Here is an 18,175-nt window from a genome sequence, read left to right as displayed (position 1 = left end):
TAGAATGACTTCATTCCGTTTTCTTTTGCTGAAACGTTCGTGCCTGACGGCGGCGCTCGTTCTCGTCGCCGGTACCGCGATTGCAGCGCCCCTCCCGGGCGGGGCCAGCTCGCTCGTCGAGACCTACGATGATTGGGGCGTCGTGTGCCAGATGCAGGCCAATGCTCCGTCCTGCCTCGTCAGACAGGTCCAAACCAACAACCAGACCAAGCAGACCGTCCTGGCGGTCGAGATCGGCAAGGCCCCCGACGGCAAGTTCCGGGGCACACTGGTGCTGCCGCTCGGGCTGGCGCTGCCCCAGGGCGCTCAGTTGAAGATCGACGATGCCGCGCTCGGCAATATTCTGCCGTTCTCGACCTGCCTGCCGCAAGGCTGCCTCGTACCGCTGACCTTCGAGGCAGACACGATTGCAAAGCTCAGGGCCGGCAAGGCCCTCAACGTCACCGTCTCCGCCGCCAGCCCGGCCCAACCGCTGGCGCTGGCCGTCTCCCTGAAGGGCCTTGCCGGCGCACTCAATCGCATCGCGGACCTCACCAAGTAAAACCTCCCGCTCTCCGGCGGGAAACGACTTTCCAAGCGTACGGAAACCCAGAGGCACAAGAGGTCCGTTACCCGTGCCGGCCATAGCCTCTGGGACATTGCCACGGACCTCGGCGTGGGGGCGCCGGGCCGGCAGGGATCGATTAAGCTTTCGTTGTGTTTCAGCTACTTGAGTGCTGATTGGAAGCAACGGAAAGTGTAGGTCCGTGGTTCGATTCCTCTTCAAGAGCTTACATCGAGCGACGACAAGAGATCCTCCACCGAGACAAAAGAGATAGCCGACCGTCTTTACATGGACTTGCAAGCCTACGGATCATACAGGTGAACGGTGCTCAAAATACTTCGCGAAGTCTTGGAGCGGAACCGGCTTGCCGAACAGATAGCCTTGCCCGATTTCGCAGCCGAATTCGTTTAGACTATCAGCTTGCCCACTCGTCTCGATGCCTTCGGCCACGGTGGTCATTCCAAGCGCATCGGCGATCGACGTGAATGCTTTTATCAGCTCTCTGCTGCGATGATCTTTGGCCATTTGGGCGACGAAAGAACGATCAATCTTCAGAACGTCAATGGGAAAACGACTGAGATAAGCAAGCGCCGAATGGCCGGTTCCAAAATCGTCAATGGCAATACTTAGCCCCATCGTCCGCAGCTTTTCCAGAGTCGCTTGGACACTGGCCTCGTCATCAAGCAGCAAGCTTTCGGTGATTTCACATTCCAACCATTCCGCTCGGCAACCCGTCTGCGTCAAGGCGAGTTCAATCTGTTTTGCAAGGTCGTTCTGCTTAAATTGCCGAGGCGAAAAATTGATGGCGATTTTCAGTGGCTTACTGCGCTTGGAGTTCCAGTCGATAGCCGTTTGCGCGGCTGCTCGAATAACCCAGTCGCCAATCTCGATTATCGTCCCATTTTCCTCAGCGATGGTGATGAAGGAATTGGGCATCAAGAGTCCGAACTCAGGATGCCACCAGCGCAGTAATGCCTCGGCACCGATAATTTCGCCGGACGAGAGGTTCACCTTTGGCTGATAATAGAGTTCCAGCTCATTATTGGCACACGCGGTGTGCAAGGCATTACCGAGCTTCACTCGCAGTCTTGCCTGCACGGTAAATGCTTCATCGTAATACTGAAAATTGTTCCTGCCTCTTGCTTTTGCCTCATACAGGGCGGCGTCGGCGTGAGCAAAGAGATCGCGAGGGGAGGCGCCATCGTCCGGGTAGCATGCTATTCCTAGACTGCCCGACACTAGCATATCGCGGCCGTCAAAATGGAAAGGCCGGGCTATTGCCGTCAACAACCGGTTGGTGATTTCTGTTACATCTTGGCGACGTCTTACATCCTGCAGAAAAATCGCGAACTCGTCGCCGCCAAGGCGGGCAAAATTGTCGGAATGCCGCAGCTCGGCCGAGAGACGCCGGGCGACCTCGCAGAGGAGCTGATCACCTGCCGCATGGCCGAGCGTATCGTTCACGTCCTTGAAATTGTCGAGATCCAGTATGATGAGCGCGAATTGCTCCTTCTTAGCTTCAGCGTCGGCAAGTATGGTTTCAAACACGCGGTTGAACCGGGCGCGATTGGGAAGTCCCGTGAGGGCGTCGAAATAGGCGAGCTTCTGTATATCTTCTCGGTGCGAAACGGCTTCCGTAATGTCGCGCATCAATACCAGAACGGTCGAGACCTTGCCGTCGGTATTGATTTCCGGTGTAAAGCGAGCGTGCAGCCAGTTGTTAGATCCCGAGGTTGACTTGTAGCTCGTCTCCAGTTCGGCCTCTTGGCCGGTCCTCAGGACAGATCGCAGCGTCTCAAGATAATCAGCGGGAATGCCCGTGATATCGCCTTCGGCTGCAGGCAGGCCGATGACCTCTTTTGGATCAATTCCACCTAGAAAGCGGCGCATTGCGGGATTGGCGTGCAATCGGCGAAATTCGCAATCATAACGAATCATCCCATCAGGAGAGTGTTCTGCGAGGGAAGCGATTTCGCGCGATTGCTGCGCCAATGTTTCTTCCATGACCTTGCGGTCATGAATATCCAGCAATGTTCCCACCACACGCAACGGTCGACCATGCTCGTCGCGATCGACGACTTTGCCGAGATCCTCAACCCACTTGTATGAACCATTTCGTTGGCGAATACGGATTTCCGCTTTTTGCTGAGGGGTATTGCCGTTCAAATGCTGCGTGCGGGTGTCAACGTACTTCTGAAGATCCTCTGGATGGATGCGTGCAAACCAGCTTTCCTCAGAGGAAAGCTCCTTCAGGTCAACGTCGAGGATTTCGCAAGTGCGGGGTGAATAGAAACCTGTATTGTCCTCGCCGTTCCATTCCCATATGCCGATTTCCGCGCTTTCGAGTGCGAGTTCAGAGCGAATCTGAGACGTGTATAGCTCGGCCTGCGTTTTCCGGAGCTCTGTGAGGTCCTGCACGAAGGCAAGAAAGCGCAAGGTTTCATCAGGTCTTGTTATATCTCCTGAGATTGTCGCCATTTCCACTCGGGTATCGATTAAATGCCCATCACGATGGAAATATTGTTTGGAGATTGTCGTCCGTCCGTTACCCGCCTGCAAAAGCGCCTGCATGGCCTCGCGGTTGATACTGATATCGCCGGCCGGTGTGACCTCTCGGGCGTAACGCCCGGAAAGCTCCTCACGGGTGTAACCCAGCAATCCCGCGAATGCTTCATTCACTTTCAGATAGCGACCGTGTGAATCGATCAGCGCCGCGCCGAATGGTCCATATTCGAATGCTTCGCGAAACAACCGGTCACGCTGATCTATACTGTCAGGTTCGTGTTCGTATTCATATGCAATTCCTGTGAGGATCATTGAGCGGTGGTGGCGTGCTCCTGCGTGACATTGAAATTGGATGATTTTGCCGGGGCTGTTGGGTGCATCAACCTTTAGTTTTAGGTCTTGCCATTGATCGCCGTCCGACGAAGCGGAGCGCAAGGCAATGGCTTGTAGCCAGGGCGCCAGCGCTCCACCCACAGCCTCCCGCATTTGGTGCCGATCAACCTTCTCTGGAAATTGATTGAGAAGCCGATCGAGTTCGCTGGACCACCAAAGGCCACCGGTTCCAACGTCGAATGACCAGGAAGCCAGATTAGCGATTGACAGGTACGACATCTGGCGCGTTTTGTTGCTATCGACGGCATTTGCCCGAACTAACATGTCGGCGTTCTGCGCCTCGGCACACGGTTCGCTCGACAGAACGTCAAACCGCTTCTGGACCGGATAAGCTGTATTGGCGTGCTTTCCACTCATACGATCGATCTACGATAAGCCGAAGCCTATCCCTTTCTAACATTTTTCTATTTGCCTCATGCACTCTCCGGATTTTCCGGATTGAGGCGGTTCTCGTTACTGCTATCAACGCGCTGCACCTATTTGGCCGCTAAGGGCTGAACGTGGTGGTCAACGCCGCCTCTCCACGAAAGAGCGAAAAGGTCTCGCGTGACCAGCAGCAACAAGGAAAGGTTCTGGCGAGGAAGCCTATTGAGGAAAGGAATGCACGTTTCATCCGATACTCCCGCGGAATGAAGTACAGGAGCTCGTCATAACTCCTGTCTGTGGGGAATTCTGGGAAATGATCCGATCGAGTCATTCGAGCGGTGGGATGAAATGCCGCTTCTGGGGACGTCCAAAGTAAAGCAGGCCAGATAATCTATTTGCCTGAAATCATTTAACGAAATCCTGTTTTCGCTTTGCCTACTCCACCGTTCGCCCGACGAATGAGGGTTTCCATGCGCAAAATGGACTGTTGGCGCGCAAAATGGATGTTCTCGTGTCCAATTAAGCTTTACGCTGTTGGCGACGGTGGCACCGTTATAACGCACCGCGCTTTACGGCGATCGCAGGTGGTCGAATTCTTCAGCAAGCTAGAGCTTTGTCTTATCGGGCTGGACGCCTGCGCCAGCGTGCACTACTGGGCAAACTCGATCACTCAGCTTGGACATAAAGCGCGGATGATGCCGGCGGCCTATGTGAAGGTCGGTTAGGTGACGGCACCGGTGTTGTGGATCAACAACGGTTCATTGCCAAAAGCTGGCTTACACAGGCCAGTCTTGAATCGCAAAATGGGGATCGAGCACCCCTTCGAAGCCGTTACTGTAAAGCGCTGAATTTCCCTGGATATCGTCTGCGGAGAGATTGATTGAGGCAGATGTGACCAGCATGCCCTGCGCATGTTCTCCAACGAATGCCGGGCAACTGGGTTGCGTGAAGGGCATCCTGATACTTTGAAATAGCCGGCCGGAGGGTGCAATAACACGGCTATCATGAAAGATCATGTGATCGCCTATGACGTTGCCAGTTTGCGGATCCAAGGGAACGCGATAAATAATTCCTTCCCTCGTGTCGGCGAAGAACCCGGACGAACCGTCAGGGGAAAAGCAGATCGAGTTCGGGATCGCGAGCCCTGAAAAAAGGCGTTTCACTTGGTTACCCCGAACCAGGTCGATATGAGCTATGCCGATTCCGGTTCATGTTTCATACTGCTGATCCAGAGCGAGCTGCTGGAATGCACGCGGCCGTCATTGGTTCGCATGCCGGACGCGGCGGCCGCTTCGAGATCTCAGACATCGCGCCAAACCACACCAATAAGGACTCGTTCACCATAACCGCAGCTTCGTCCCAGTCGTGAATCGACGTTCACCCGAGGATAACTTCGCTGACGCAGAGTGATCTTTCACATCTATTCCGAGGAATTCCCTTGATTAAAGGCGCCATTGCTGACGGCAAACTGCCCGTCTCGATCCCCGAGGCGGAGCTGGCTCCGAACACAGCCATGTTGCGCAGAACGTCGGAGGACTTTCGCCACGAAGCTGACTTGGCTGGACGCCAGCGTTGGCTGGAGAACATGATCAACCAGATCCCTGATTATATATATGCGAAGGATTTGGAAGGACGTTTTCTGTTTGCGAACCAAGCGGTCGTCTTCAACAACGGGCTGTCCCATCTGAAGGATTTGGTCGGGCGGACCGATTTCGACTTTCTGCCGAGCCACATCGTTCAAATAGCCGCCGATGTTGAACGCCATGTGGCCGAGACAGGGCAGCCCCATTTCGGTAGCGAGGAGTTGGCGTTTCGCGGCGATCGGGAACGATGGCTGATGATCACGCGTGTCCCGTTGCGAGACGCATCCGGAAAAATCGTGGGCACTATCGGGGCTTCCCGTGACATCACCGAGCAGAAATCGGCAGAACGACGGATGCGCTCTCAGTCCTATCTGCTCGAAATGATAGCGCGCGGAATGCCCCTCTCCGATTTTCTCGAAGAACTTGCCCGGATGATTGAGGGATTCGCAGACGGTGTGCACGCTGCGCTCCTGACGATTGCGCCAGATACAGGGGAGCTGCGTCTGGCGGCTGCGCCTAGCTTGACGGAGGAATATCGCAGGCGTGTCAATGCAACATTCATTCGTACCATTCCCACAGATCTCACGGCCACCGCCGCGGCACTCAAGCTCGTCTTTGATCAGGCGGGTATCTCTGAACTTGACCATGAGTGCCACTGTTTGGCAATTTCCGACGTCGATGGCCAAGTCGAAGGTGTCCTCGCTCTCTATTCGTCTGAGGGCACACGGTATCAGCCTGGTTTTTCCGATTTTGTTTCGATTGCTTTGCACATGGCCGGGATTGCAATCAGCCGCCATCGCGCGGAGGCCCGGATTGGGTTTCTCGCTGATCATGATCCTCTGACAGGGATGGCCAATCGTGCGTTGCTAGATCGACAACTCACCCTTGCAATGCAAACAGCCGATTCCGTAGGGAGTGAAGTCGCACTAGCATTCCTTGATCTCGACAATTTCAAGCTCGTCAATGATAGCCTCGGTCACTCGGTCGGCGACCAACTGCTGAAGATCGTCGCTGACAGGATCTGCGAGCTGACAAGTGACCAGGGGTCTCTCGCTAGAATTGGGGGGGACGAGTTCGTGATCATTCTTGAGCAAATGGATATTAACGGCTGCCTAGGTCGATTGTCTGCAATAAAAGAGGCGGTTGCGCGCCCGATCGCACTCAACGATATCGAACTCAGGGTGACCTGTAGCATCGGTGTCGCCAGTTATCCGAGCCACGGCAAGACTGCAGGAGACTTGCTCGCTTTCGCGGATATGGCCATGTATCGGGCGAAGGAGCTGGGTCGGGACGGAATCGCTTTATTCACGCCGGAAATGACCGCCACCGTCCGAAGGAAGCTCTCCCGGACCGACGAACTCCGGCAAGCGCTTCTCCGCGACGAGTTTGTGCTGCACTACCAGCCGCAGGTGGACCTCCAAACAGGCAGAATCGTTGGGGCCGAAGCGTTGGTCCGCTGGAACCATCCGAGCGAGGGTCTTGTCTATCCCGGAGATTTTATTGCGCTTGCCGAAGAGACGGGCCTAATCATGCCCATTGGCGAATGGGTACTCCAGACGGCGTGTAGGCAGGCCAACGCATGGCAGGACAAGGGGCTCGAACCAATTAGGATCAGTGTCAATGTCTCCGCCAGACAGTTCCAGGAAAAGTGTTTGATGGAGACTGTGGCGAACGCGTTGAGCGAGAGCGGGCTCGATCCAACATGGCTTGAGCTTGAGATTACAGAGAGCCTGATCATGAAGGATCTCGCCAGCTCGATTGCTAGAATGCACGAATTGGAGAAGTTGGGAGTAAAGCTCGCGGTCGATGATTTCGGAACAGGCTATTCGAGCCTCAGTGCGCTTAAGAGATTTCCATTGTCGCGCCTCAAGATTGACCGGTCATTTATCGCTGATATTCCGCACGACGCCGACGATATGGCTATAACCTCGGCAATCATCTCGCTAGCCCAGAAACTGGATTTGGAGGTGATCGCCGAAGGTGTTGAGACGGAGGAGCAGGCTCGGTTCCTCGTTGATAGTGGTTGCAATGAGATTCAGGGGTACCTCTTTAGCCGGCCCGTTGAAGAGGAGCGCTTCTGTCGCTTGGCACTTAATCATGAGAATGCGACCGTTCTAACGACGTTTGACACCAAAATATGAGAATCGTAACGGCAGATTTCCAAGCCTCAATGCACTCTCGCAGGCGATAAGATCCTGTTTTCTTTGAAGTTGGGGGCTCACTTCCAAAGTGTTTGACTATGAAGCACGCCGCAGTCGAAGCTCAGCTTAAATGGAAAACGGCCCGGCGCCGTTCTCAATTTCGATGCCAGTTCTCAAGTTTACTTCAATGCTAACTAACTGATGTCGTTAAGACAGGATTTTGCGATTAGGTGCCAAGTGACAGATAACACCGCTGTCGAGTGATACTGGTCATCCTCAACTCGACGACGCGGTTTTGGCGGGAGGGTCGGATGTTTTACCTTCGGCCCCTGTTCCCTCAACGATCTCAAACTGGAAGAGTTGCTGATCCTTGGTTGCAGGATAGAGCTCGGCAAATGCGGGGATCCGAGAAAGAAGCGCCTCGCCCAATGCAATACCAATCTCACGGGTGTCAAATCGAAACCTTGTGAGCGGTGAGGGGAGGGTGCGTAGGCGGCCATCCTCGAGGCTGATGATGGCGATATCCCGACCAGGCTCCAGACCGCCTTCTCCGAGGCGCCTATAGACGCCCGAAGCCAAAGCCTCGTTGATCAGGATTATACCTGTCGGCGGATCTGCATTCTTGAGGAAAGTATCACAGGCCGCTGATGCACTGGCTTCATCGAGCATCACATGAGCAACAAGCGCCGGGTCGAATGGCATGCCACGCGCTGCCAAGGCGTGTTTGTAGCCCTCCAAAGTGATGCGCCCGAAATTCAACGGGCCGACGGGCACCATCACCGCAATTCTTTTGTGTCCGGACCGATAAAGCCGATCGACCGATTGTTCCGCAAAATTCTCGAAATCGAGGTCGATCCATGCGTGCTCGGGGCGAGACCCAGTTCGTCCCAGGGTTATAAAGGGCATGCCGGCCTGCGCCAAAACTCCAACGCGTTTGTCATTCGGCCGTGTGGCAGAGAGAATGAGCGCGTCGACAAAACGTCGCGCCACAACGTCTCTGACAAAGTCCACGGGATCCTCGTCGGCGCTGCATGGAAGGACGACCAGATTGAGGGCATGACGATGCATCACACTTTGAACACCGTCAGAGATCGACATGAGGAATTGGTCTATGAGTCCGGCAAGTTTCGGATGTGTCTCGATCATAAAGCCAACTGTCCTCGATAGGCCCTGCCGTAGGCTGCGTCCGGACTGAGTTGGCTGATATCCAAGCAGCCGGGCGCATTCGACCACGCGTGTTCGCAGATCCTCGTTAACGTATGGATGACCGTTAAGCGCGCGCGAGACGCTTGCAACGGAGACGTTCAAATGCGCTGCGATGTCCCTGATTCCGACCATAAATTACTCTTAACTTTCGTGGATGCGTGGCCAAGTAACAGTGTCTTGAAATAGACCGTTGACAGCAGAACATACAAGCGTTTATTTGTGTAAACGTTACATATGTAAACGTTACTCAATAAGAGGAATGGCCCTGTAAGAGCTATGATGATTGCGAGTAGCCGGTTGGTCATACTCTCACTTGTTAGGCGAGACCCAAGGTGTCCCGCGGTATTGCCTTGGAGGAAGGCGCTCGGCTGATTTGGCTTTAATTGAAGAGTAAAATTGCACCGCGATCCGTTCACCTCTCGAATAAAAACCGGGAAGGGAGTTCTGTGCGGCGCTCCAGGCGTCCCATTGCTGCATCGCGCTAAGTTGATCCGCAATTCTTTATGCGGAGGTGGAAGCGCGAACGGTGTTGCGATCAAGGAGGAACGCAAGCGTGGGTGGTCAAGAAAGGGTTTCCCGTTTCAACGTCAGTGAAGCCGGCGTCGACGAACTTCGTAAGCACTATGCCGAAACCCTCAAACCGGCACTCGTAAACACAATCGCTGGTAGCAAAGCGATTTCTGTCGCAGACCAGCATTTTTCCATTGGTGAATTCGGCATTTGGGCCGGCAATTGTCCCCCCGACATGGAGATCTGTATCTCCGACCCCCCGGATATGTATGCTATGTATCTTCCGCTGACTGAAGCGTTGGAGTTCGAGATACGTGGACAACGACATTTGTTGGCTCCAGGGACGATTTTCGCATGCGACCTCGGGCATTCGAATTCTCTGCGGTTCCGCCCCAATCGAAGCCATATCGGCATTGGATTTAGCCGCAAAGCGCTTACGCAGCAACTCAGCGAGATGATTGACGCGCCCGTCATGCAAGATATCGAGTTGATGGTAACCGCCGACACCCGCAATGGTCCGGGCCGCAAGTTGGCGGCAATGTGCAAGCTACTGTGGACCGACCTTGTGACGAACGCGAATGATTTCATCGCAACGCATTCCAATGAAATGCTTGTTCGCACAATCATGGTGACGCTGCTGGAATCGTTCCCGCATCGATATTCCGCCTTGCTAAATCGTCGTCAGCCCTCGGCCGTTCCTAGACACGTTAAACGAGCGATTGACTTCATGATGGCGCAGATTGCGTCTCCGCTGACGATAGAGGACATTGCCCGTGAAGCTGGCGTCAGTGTCCGTGGGCTACAGGCGGCTTTCCGGCAATTCAAGGACATGACGCCAATGGCCTATCTGCGCCAGCTACGCCTTGATGGGGTAAGGTGTGAGCTCAAATCGGGGAGGTCGCGGGATGTGCTGATCTCCGACATCGCCAAGCGCTGGGGCTTTTCCCACATGGGTCGATTCTCCGCCCTGTATGTCAGAGCCTTCGGCGAGACGCCGCGCCAGACATTGGATCGTTAGAAGTAGCTGCCAATCGGAAACCGCGGGAGGGGCGGCTGAATTGGCGACACCTTTTCTCTTGATGACAGAAAGCATCACCATCTCGGCACACCGCGATGCCGGCAAGAGGAGCATCTAGTATCTCTTCGCCGCCGGCGGTGCCCGCCTGCCATTTGCGGCTTCCCAGCGCATCATCGGTAGCCGTCGGCAGCACGAAGAGTGGACCGACGCCAAAGGTGACACTGCTTCGGCAGAGTGAAGATATCCATCAGCGTCAGGTCGCCAAGCGCGACACATAGCCGTCCGGAGCATCCGGCGAAGCGGCAACAGTCTCCCGGCGCCGTGTTGTTAGTGATTACCGACAGCTTTATTGACTCGGCCTTGCACTCCGTCGAAAAGAGACTTGGCTATGGAGGAGAGGACCGATGGCTGGCGAGAATAATGTGGGCTCCACCACTGGGGTTGCGGAGACCGATGTTCCGGTAAAAGCGGGGAAGCAAAGAAGCAGCGTGCACCGCGGCGTCCAAAGGCAGCTGTCGAAGCGACTCCCGTCGCATCGGAGGCGGTGACCGCGCCGTCGCCGGCCGCGAGTTCGGTGAAAACCGACGGCGGTCCAGGGGAGGGAGACGCAAATCAACCGAGACGAAAGTCACGGGTGGCGCGCGCGCAGGCAAGGGCGCGCCAAGGAAGCAGACAGCGAAGCCTGTCGAGCAAACGGCAGTGACGTCTGCGCCCGCGATCGATGAGTTGGAAGATCTCATTCAGCTCGAGGAAGAGAACAAGAGGCTTCGCAAAATCCTGGCAGAAAAGTTGCGCCAGGAAAACGCCGAGCTGCGCAAGCGGCTTGGGCTTGGTTGATCGACAAGCGGAAGGGCCGGTCACGGCCACGACCCTTAACTGCGCCATTTTCAATGGGGGAGATTCGGCGGGCACGTTTCATCGTGCCGCCGAACAACGAGGGTATAGCAACGGCGGCAGGATCGCGGTCCGGTCTGCGCGAGGTTGAAATGCTATGAAAACACCGTGGAGATTCCTTGCCGACTTGACGTCGCGGCGGCGACTGGCGAAAGCGCAAGAGAGTTTGGTCGGGCATGACACCGATTCCGAGGCTCCCAAGATCGAAGAGGACCAGATGTCCACGCTTCCGTCTCCATCACCGGAAGCGATCGTCACAGCGGACTACGACAAGGATGCTCCGGTCGATCAGGTGTCGGCGGCATCGAATGAGGCGCAAGGTAATCCCGACGTTGTCGTGGAGGCGTTGAAGCCACCGACTGATGCCGAAGAGGCTCGAACAGCTACGCCTGTCGACGTTCCTTACCCGGCGGTCGAAGTCGGCACCTCGGCGCCGCAAAGCGGAGCAAGCACAGAGCCTCAAAGTAAGCCTCCGGTCAAGCGTCGAGCACCCGCGAAGAAAGCCCGGGTCGACGCGGTCGCGCAAAGCACAGGCGTCGCACACAAGGTTCCGCTGGCGCAATCCTCATCGTCCCGAGATCCTTTCTTCGATGAGGTGGCAAGCCTTGACGAGGACATCAAAACGCTGCGCCGCCAACTAGCTCAAAAGCTTCAGCTACAGAATGCTCAGCTCAGGAAGATGCTTGAGCGGTTTGGCGCCTCGTGAGCTTGGTTCGCACTTAATGATTGGACACCTATGAAAACACCGCAATGAAACTTCGTTGTCGAAGTCAAGTCGAAGCGCCGACGGTCGACAACACGGCCCAATTCGATCTGGGGAAACACTGATCTTAAGGCACTCGCGCGTCAGGCCGAGACAGAAGCGCCACATCTGTTCGAAGTCAAAATGGGATTGGAGACGTCAGGTCAGAATGGCGAAATGCGGGTGGATCAAAGACCGCAAGCTCAGCGCGACCGCGGTGAAACCGGTAACCCAATTCAGGTTGCCGCTTCATTGAACGAAGCGGCGCAGATTGATGCATCGCAACACGATAACGATCCTCGCAATTCCATCTCTCGTTCGAAAAAGCGTCCCCCCAAACGGCGGTCTCCAAGAGACTTAACGCGCATACGCGAAATGGGTCTCAAGATCATCCTGATCATACGACGTACGAACACGACGAGCGACCAGCTGCCACTCAGTTTGAAGCCCCGATCGATGACCTGGCTGTGCTTGAAATGGAAAATTCGCGCCTCAAAGCATTGCTGGCTCAACAACTCCGTCAACAGAACCAGCGGCTTCGAAAGATGCTTGAGCGATTTGGTGTCTTCTAAGACGTCTGTTCTCGCTTTGCCATGACCACATTCCCTCCATATTGCATATTGCGAAAATGCAATTTCGACATCGTCGGTCGAGGCGTGACAGGAGACAGCGAATCTGCTTCTTCCTAATGAAAGCATTTTGGAAGGCGCTAATATGAATGGAGCAGAAAACGACCTGCGTTTGATCGCCGTTATGCGGCGCTACTTCGCTGTCAGGGAGGAGCTTGCAGGTTTGAAGTCCTCGCTTGAAGACAAACGATAAGCGGCCGGAATTGCGGTCGGTGAATTTTATCACGTGCGCGCCGAAACCGACCATGCAGGCGATGTCAGTCGGACCGTCACGCTGAGACGGGAGATGGAGTTTCTGATGGGCCTTGCAGAAGGCTGGTCGAGGGGAGACATCGTTCATCTCGGCCTATCAGCCGATTGATCCGGCACTCCCCGGGGTATTGAGGAGGCGGAAGCTGTCCAGTGCCAATCAAAGGCATCGCGGCAATCCATCGCTTCAGGTCAAGGACATGATGAGCGAGCCACATGTTGATTAAGCAGCGTTCGACTGTTTCGCTGACGCCTTCGATCCCTCGTATCCGGGTAAAAATAGGCGAGATACTCGCGCGTCGTCCAGTCTGATGGGCTCTCGCTCGTTTCATCACTGACGAGGCCGATCAGTTGGTGCAGAGCCGGCGGCTTCGAAGCGATGTCATGGCCCCATCGGCGTCGAATGGACATTGCCTTCATTTCTTAAGGTACATTTCAGCTTGATCTGCAAGCACAGGAAATTGGCGCCGACAATCAAACAGATTGGGGCAGCGATACCAGTAGAAACGGAGGTGCTGAAACGTGGCTGACATTTGCACGCAAGGCTTGGATACGGGCTTCGTTGCCCTTGGATATACGCGAACGGCGGCCTTGGGAGTCGTTCAGGGATTGACGGAGCTGCTGCCCATATCATCGACCGCGCATATGCGGCTCGTTCCGGCGCTTCTTGGCTGGCAGGACCCGGGGTCGGCGTTCTCGGCGGCGATGCAACTGGCTGCCCTAGCCGCCATCGTATCCTACTTTTGGAGCGACGTCCGATACGTGGCGTTTGAATCGATCGCCGCGGTAAGGAAGGGACATTGGTCCTCGCCGGCCCTACGGCTCGCCTTTGGCATCGTCCTTGCCACCGTGCCTATCGTGATCGGAGGCCTGTTGTTGTCCTCGTCCCTGAACGCGTGCGGCTCGCCCCTACGGAGCTTGTGGGTCATCGGCGTTTCCTGCATCGTCATGGCTGGCCTCCTTGCATTGGCAGAACTCTACAGCAGACATCGACGGGATATGAACAAGATGAGCGTCCTCGACGCCCTGATCGTCGGCTTGGCGCAGGTCGGCGCACTTTTCCCCGGTGTTTCGAGGTCGGGATCGACGCTGACCGCTGCCTTGTTTCTCGGCTTCAAACGGGAAGAGGCGGCCCGATTCTCCTTCCTGCTCGGCATTCCGGCCATTACGCTTGCCGGCTTAAAGGAATTGTTCGAGCTCTACCGCGCGCATCTCTCGCTCGAAGGCTGGTCGATTCTAGCGATCGGGTTGATCGTCGGAAGCATCTCCGCCTTCGTGACGATCTGGGGTCTCATGCGCTTTCTGGAGCGTTTCTCCACTTGGCCATTCGTGATCTATCGCGGCGTCTTAGGCATCATCATCCTGGCAGGAGTGTTCTACGCCGGCTGGAGTTAAGGCGCCATGTGTCCGCATAGGACGTACAAGGGACACTCCAATTTCTTGAACCTGCCCATCGACCCAAAAACCGATCCCGGTTTTTGGGTCGATGGGCTCACCGCAGCGTAGAGTGTGATGGCGAGATCCGTAGCGAGAAGCGCATGATGTAGCGTGCGATCCAGATCGCTTTACGGAATTGTAAGTTTCCGAACAAGACCGCGCAAAGAACCAGGCAAATACTGCGCGTGGCTTCAATGCTCAATGCTTTGTGAGAGGCTGTCCTGTCACCGCCGCGTGGCGGGCAATGACAGGGCGGGTGGCCTATAGCAGACAATCTAGGCGAGAGGAAATTTATCTTGCTCGTAGCGCGGCAAAACTTGTCAGCAATGCCGACATTGGTGCCAGATAGATCTTTCGCAAGGACAACTAGGCGCGATGCTCAAGGAAGAGTTCAGATCACAGGCGTAAGATGATCAAGGCGACACTCAAAAGAGCCCGATAACGTGATCGTAAGCTCTGCTAATTATTCTAAAGTACACTTGACAAAACATTAGGGACGATCAGCAGCGATGCGCTTCTTACATTTCAGGCTCGTCGGCCCAGCGATTGTCGGCATAGCATTATTCATCGCTGGAATGGCCACCTTTCCCTACTACGGTGTGAAGCGGATCGACGCGGAGGCACGGCGAAGTCAGGAGATGCTTGTCGAGCGGAATATCTCGTTGTGGATTTCCGACGTCGAATTTTCTCTAACAGCCTGGACCATCTGGGACGAGGCGATTGCAAAGCTGGACAATTCCTTCGACGCAGAGTGGGCCGATAGAAACATAGGCGCTTCTTTGATCGGCACATCAAGGACCCGTTCTGTGGTCGTCCTGGATTCACATGACGCGATCATCTACACCCGGACGGACGATACCGTGAAGGACATGCCCTTTTTCGTGCGTGGTCCGGCGGCGATGGTGAAGGATGCCTCCGAACTTCTGACAACTGTCCGCTCTCGCGAGCATCAACCGAAAAAACCTGGCATTCCGTCACCGCTCGCGGTCAGTCGGATTGTGGTCATTGGGGACGAAGCCGTCCTCCTTTCGGCCAGCCTGTTCCAGCCGGATTTTGGGACATCCAAGCCGAAGGGCGATCGCGCACCTATCCTCATCACAGCCATGCCGATTGGCGGCACCCTGCAGGATTTCTTCGGAAAGCGCTTTCTGCTCAACGACGCGCAAATCAGTCCCCTTCCCGCCGTTTCGCCAGACCGCGCCCGTGCCGAAATCGCAGTGGGAACAGAGGGTGAAGTCGAGGTTCTGTCCTGGCTTCCGCCAACGCCTGCTTCTGACATCCTTTGGCAGTCGCTGCCCCTGATCCTGACTGTGGGCGTGGTACTTATCGCAGGCACTGTCTTAATGATCCGCATCACCCAGACGACAGCGCAGATGCTGGTGAGCAGGGAACGGCAGATGCGGCATGCCGCGACACATGACTTCCTAACGGGTCTTGCCAACCGTTCGCTTCTGCAGCCGGAATTTACCGCTTTGATTGAGAAAGGACCGTTGATGGTCGTCTGCCTTGATCTGGATGGCTTTAAGGCGGTAAACGATACTCGCGGCCATGCCATGGGTGACGAACTCTTGAAGGTGGTGGCTGAGAGGCTGCGAGCAGGTATTCGCGCAGAAGATAGGCTCTTTCGGCTGGGTGGCGACGAGTTCGCTATCATGATGCCGGGCCTATCGGGAGTAGAAGCCGCGGAAATCTGCCGACATTTGTCAGCCTCCCTTTCAAACAAGATGAATCTACCAGGATGCGAAGTTTCCATCGGCGCTTCGTTTGGGATTAGCGAGGTTGCGACGAACGGAACCAGCTGTGAGGCGGCCCTTAAAGGCGCAGACGCGGCACTTTATTGTGCGAAATCAACCGGGCGTGGAAGCGTTGTGATGGAATCAAGCGTGGAGAAGCACCAATCCGGCTCGCATGCTCTTAAGACGGCCTTGGGTCGTTGAAGTCGCAAGCTATCTATCGCGTTCGATGGACTAAACAATCGGTCCAAACTGCCGACGCCGGCAGTGCGACACGTTGCGAAGTGGCTGACTGCAGCTTAGCGTCTCAATTGTGAAATTTGCAGGTAAAAGCCACACCCGCCGAGGGTTTTTATCTGATTGGTGGCGTCATCGAGAGACGCGGCGATATCATCAGTAGTAAATGCCTGACGCTTATAAAAATACGAGCACTGTAATAGTTCAGAGCATATGGGAGAGCATCTGGTAAGCGTCATCGAGTGCAGCTTCCTACGTTCGAAATTTTCTGCTGGGCCGGCTTCGGCCCTCGTTCAATTGAATGACATAGATCCATCGACCAAATCGTAGTTCTTTTGTTTCAATTGTGTATTCGAAAGGAATTTTCATCGGTGCTATTCGTATTCCATCTCTAAGCTTGCAATCGAAAAGATGGTTATTGATTTATGAATCCAGCGGCAATGTGGAGCGTTGCCATATGACGAGGCGCATGCGCTTGGCTTTGACGGGCGGCGCCACTCCGCTACCCCGATTGGCTTGCAACAAGATACGAGCGAAACATTGTTGTGAGTTGCCTTTGGGCTTCAAGGCCATCGGCAGGCGCCAAAACCCGGTGGCAAAAGGCAGGAACCGTTCCGTACAGGGCGGCGGTTAACGTCTTAGCGAGCAAGCTCGGATCGGCGAAACTGCCATCGGCAACGTTGGAGAGCAGCGCCTCAATTGCCTGCGCATTCCGTTGAGCCGCAGCCTCGATCAGCGCGCGGGCGTCGAGTTCCATAGCGATGCGGTACAGGGAGGGAGAAACCTCGGCTTGCGCCATCTTCGCCTGAAGATAGGCCCCCACAATGGTTTCGGCGATAGCCTCTTTCTTCGGGCATGGGTTTTCTCCGCACGCTTTTTCGATGGCGACCACCAGCATCTCCAGGTGTCGCTCCAGCACCGCGAGAAGCAAGGCCTGCTTGTTCGGATAATACTGATACAGCGTCCCGACCGAAACGCCTGCGCGGTTCGCAACGCGTGTTGTGTTCAGGCGGATCAGGCCATCGCTCAACAAAACCTGAATGGTTGCCTCGAAAATCGCGTCGACGGTGGCGATCGCCCGCTCCTGACGCGGTGCTTTCCGGGGCGTTAGTGGCAGTTGAACGGCGTTTCCCATAAGCGAATCCAAAACCTGAACGATCCTTCGTATATAAAATAGGTTCCCGCTGCTCCAAGATCAAGGCGGTTCTTCCCGGTGTCATCAGGACGATGGCAGCGCAATAGGTCGACAAACCCCTGCCGGTCACCGCAGCGGCCGGCCACGCACTGCGATGGCCAACAGAAACCAGCACTTCAACCCACAAACATGGAGATCAGACCATGGCAAAACACGTCGTCGCGTCCGCCGAGCGCACAATTGACGCCCCCGCGGACGACGTCTACCGATACCTCGCAGACATGCGCCTTCACGCTCGGTTCCTGCCGCCCCCCTTCTACGACTTCCAAGTCGAAGAAGGGGGCGTGGGGGCAGGCAACGTCGTCAGCTTCAAAATCAAATCCGCCGGCGGCGTCCGCGAGCTCCGAATGGAGGTCACTGAGCCGGAGCCCGGCCGAACCCTGGTCCAGACTGACATCGGCAACTCAGGCCTCGTCAGGACATTTACCGTGACGCCCCACGGCGAGCAGGCGCTGGTGAACATCACCTCCAGGTTTGATGGCGAGACGGGCATCGCCGGCTTCGTCGAGGGCCTCGTCGCGCCGCGCAGGCTGCATCGCATTTACCTCCAGGAACTCGCCCGCCTCAACGCCTATGCCCGCAAGCAGCGCGACGCATCCTGAAGTGCCAGAGCAAGCTCGCGGACGGTCGGTGTTGCCAAGATCCGAGCCCGCCTGACTCTTGGCGTGGCGTGAACGTCGACCGACCGACCGCATCACCGTCACGCCGCCGATCTCAATCTCGATCACTCCGCGCCGTCGCGTCGTCGCCCGGCAAGACCTGAATGGTTGCCTCGAAAATGGTGTCAAGGGAC

At 55.7% G+C, this 18,175-nt stretch carries 14 protein-coding genes and 2 pseudogenes; 11 read left to right on the top strand and 5 right to left on the bottom strand.

The window, feature by feature from the left end:
• Positions 1–4 precede the first annotated feature (4 nt).
• Positions 5–541, top strand: a complete 537-nt coding sequence (locus tag N2601_RS29080) for an invasion associated locus B family protein (protein WP_260304518.1) — start codon at positions 5–7, stop codon at positions 539–541.
• Positions 542–853: 312 nt separating this feature from the next.
• Here N2601_RS29080 and N2601_RS29075 read toward each other — a convergent pair whose 3' ends face one another.
• On the bottom strand, positions 854–3,799 hold the full coding sequence (locus N2601_RS29075; RefSeq protein ID WP_260304517.1) for a sensor domain-containing protein: 2,946 nt from the start codon (positions 3,797–3,799) through the stop codon (positions 854–856).
• 479 nt (positions 3,800–4,278) lie between these two features.
• Between N2601_RS29075 and N2601_RS29070 the strand changes: the two genes are divergently transcribed.
• Entirely contained in the window at positions 4,279–4,533 is a 255-nt protein-coding gene (locus tag N2601_RS29070) for a hypothetical protein (RefSeq protein WP_260304516.1), read from the top strand.
• Positions 4,534–4,584: 51 nt separating this feature from the next.
• On the opposite strand, the gene N2601_RS29065 is transcribed toward N2601_RS29070, so the two are convergent.
• On the bottom strand, positions 4,585–4,971 hold the full coding sequence (locus N2601_RS29065) for an SMP-30/gluconolactonase/LRE family protein (RefSeq protein ID WP_260304515.1): 387 nt from the start codon (positions 4,969–4,971) through the stop codon (positions 4,585–4,587).
• Between the two features lie 275 nt (positions 4,972–5,246).
• Between N2601_RS29065 and N2601_RS29060 the strand changes: the two genes are divergently transcribed.
• Complete coding sequence (locus N2601_RS29060) at positions 5,247–7,532, top strand: EAL domain-containing protein (protein ID WP_445945023.1); 2,286 nt, start codon at positions 5,247–5,249, stop codon at positions 7,530–7,532.
• 276 nt (positions 7,533–7,808) lie between these two features.
• Here N2601_RS29060 and N2601_RS29055 read toward each other — a convergent pair whose 3' ends face one another.
• Together N2601_RS29055 and N2601_RS34280 are read right to left on the bottom strand one after the other, a co-directional pair.
• Positions 7,809–8,678 carry a substrate-binding domain-containing protein gene (locus tag N2601_RS29055; protein WP_260304514.1) on the bottom strand — a complete coding sequence of 290 codons (870 nt, stop codon included), beginning with the start codon at positions 8,676–8,678 and terminating at the stop codon, positions 7,809–7,811.
• A 111-nt stretch (positions 8,679–8,789) separates the two neighbouring features.
• Positions 8,790–8,870, bottom strand: a pseudogene (locus N2601_RS34280) (hypothetical protein); the annotation flags it as partial.
• A 421-nt stretch (positions 8,871–9,291) separates the two neighbouring features.
• Here N2601_RS34280 and N2601_RS29050 point away from each other — a divergent pair.
• The 7 genes and pseudogenes from N2601_RS29050 to N2601_RS29020 all read left to right on the top strand — a co-directional run bounded on the left by N2601_RS29050 (position 9,292) and on the right by N2601_RS29020 (position 16,154).
• Positions 9,292–10,266 (top strand): AraC family transcriptional regulator, encoded by a 975-nt coding sequence (locus tag N2601_RS29050; RefSeq protein ID WP_260304512.1) that lies wholly within the window; start codon positions 9,292–9,294, stop codon positions 10,264–10,266.
• Between the two features lie 699 nt (positions 10,267–10,965).
• On the top strand, positions 10,966–11,103 hold the full coding sequence (locus tag N2601_RS29045; protein ID WP_260304511.1) for a hypothetical protein: 138 nt from the start codon (positions 10,966–10,968) through the stop codon (positions 11,101–11,103).
• Between the two features lie 184 nt (positions 11,104–11,287).
• Positions 11,288–11,866 (top strand): hypothetical protein, encoded by a 579-nt coding sequence (locus N2601_RS29040; RefSeq protein ID WP_260304510.1) that lies wholly within the window; start codon positions 11,288–11,290, stop codon positions 11,864–11,866.
• A gap of 30 nt (positions 11,867–11,896) precedes the next feature.
• A pseudogene (locus tag N2601_RS29035) lies at positions 11,897–12,474 on the top strand (hypothetical protein).
• A gap of 283 nt (positions 12,475–12,757) precedes the next feature.
• Positions 12,758–12,892, top strand: coding sequence for a hypothetical protein (locus N2601_RS29030; RefSeq protein ID WP_260304509.1), 135 nt, complete (start codon positions 12,758–12,760; stop codon positions 12,890–12,892).
• A 410-nt stretch (positions 12,893–13,302) separates the two neighbouring features.
• On the top strand, positions 13,303–14,175 hold the full coding sequence (locus N2601_RS29025) for an undecaprenyl-diphosphate phosphatase (RefSeq protein WP_260304508.1): 873 nt from the start codon (positions 13,303–13,305) through the stop codon (positions 14,173–14,175).
• A gap of 551 nt (positions 14,176–14,726) precedes the next feature.
• Positions 14,727–16,154, top strand: a complete 1,428-nt coding sequence (locus N2601_RS29020) for a diguanylate cyclase domain-containing protein (protein WP_260304507.1) — start codon at positions 14,727–14,729, stop codon at positions 16,152–16,154.
• Between the two features lie 535 nt (positions 16,155–16,689).
• Here the strand turns inward: N2601_RS29020 and N2601_RS29015 are convergent.
• A complete protein-coding gene (locus tag N2601_RS29015) occupies positions 16,690–17,322 on the bottom strand; it encodes a TetR/AcrR family transcriptional regulator (RefSeq protein WP_260304506.1) in 633 nt (210 codons plus the stop codon).
• 203 nt (positions 17,323–17,525) lie between these two features.
• On the opposite strand from N2601_RS29015, the gene N2601_RS29010 reads away from it, so the two are divergent.
• The gene (locus tag N2601_RS29010; RefSeq protein WP_260304505.1) at positions 17,526–17,984 is read left to right on the top strand and encodes an SRPBCC family protein; all 459 of its coding nucleotides are present in this window, start codon (positions 17,526–17,528) and stop codon (positions 17,982–17,984) included.
• The last annotated feature ends 191 nt before the right edge of the window (positions 17,985–18,175 follow it).

It is taken from the genome of Rhizobium sp. CB3060, assembly GCF_025200735.1.
GTDB lineage: Bacteria > Pseudomonadota > Alphaproteobacteria > Rhizobiales > Rhizobiaceae > Rhizobium.
The sequence above is the reverse complement of the archived record's forward strand: the minus strand, read 5'-3'. Positions and strand labels throughout refer to the sequence as shown.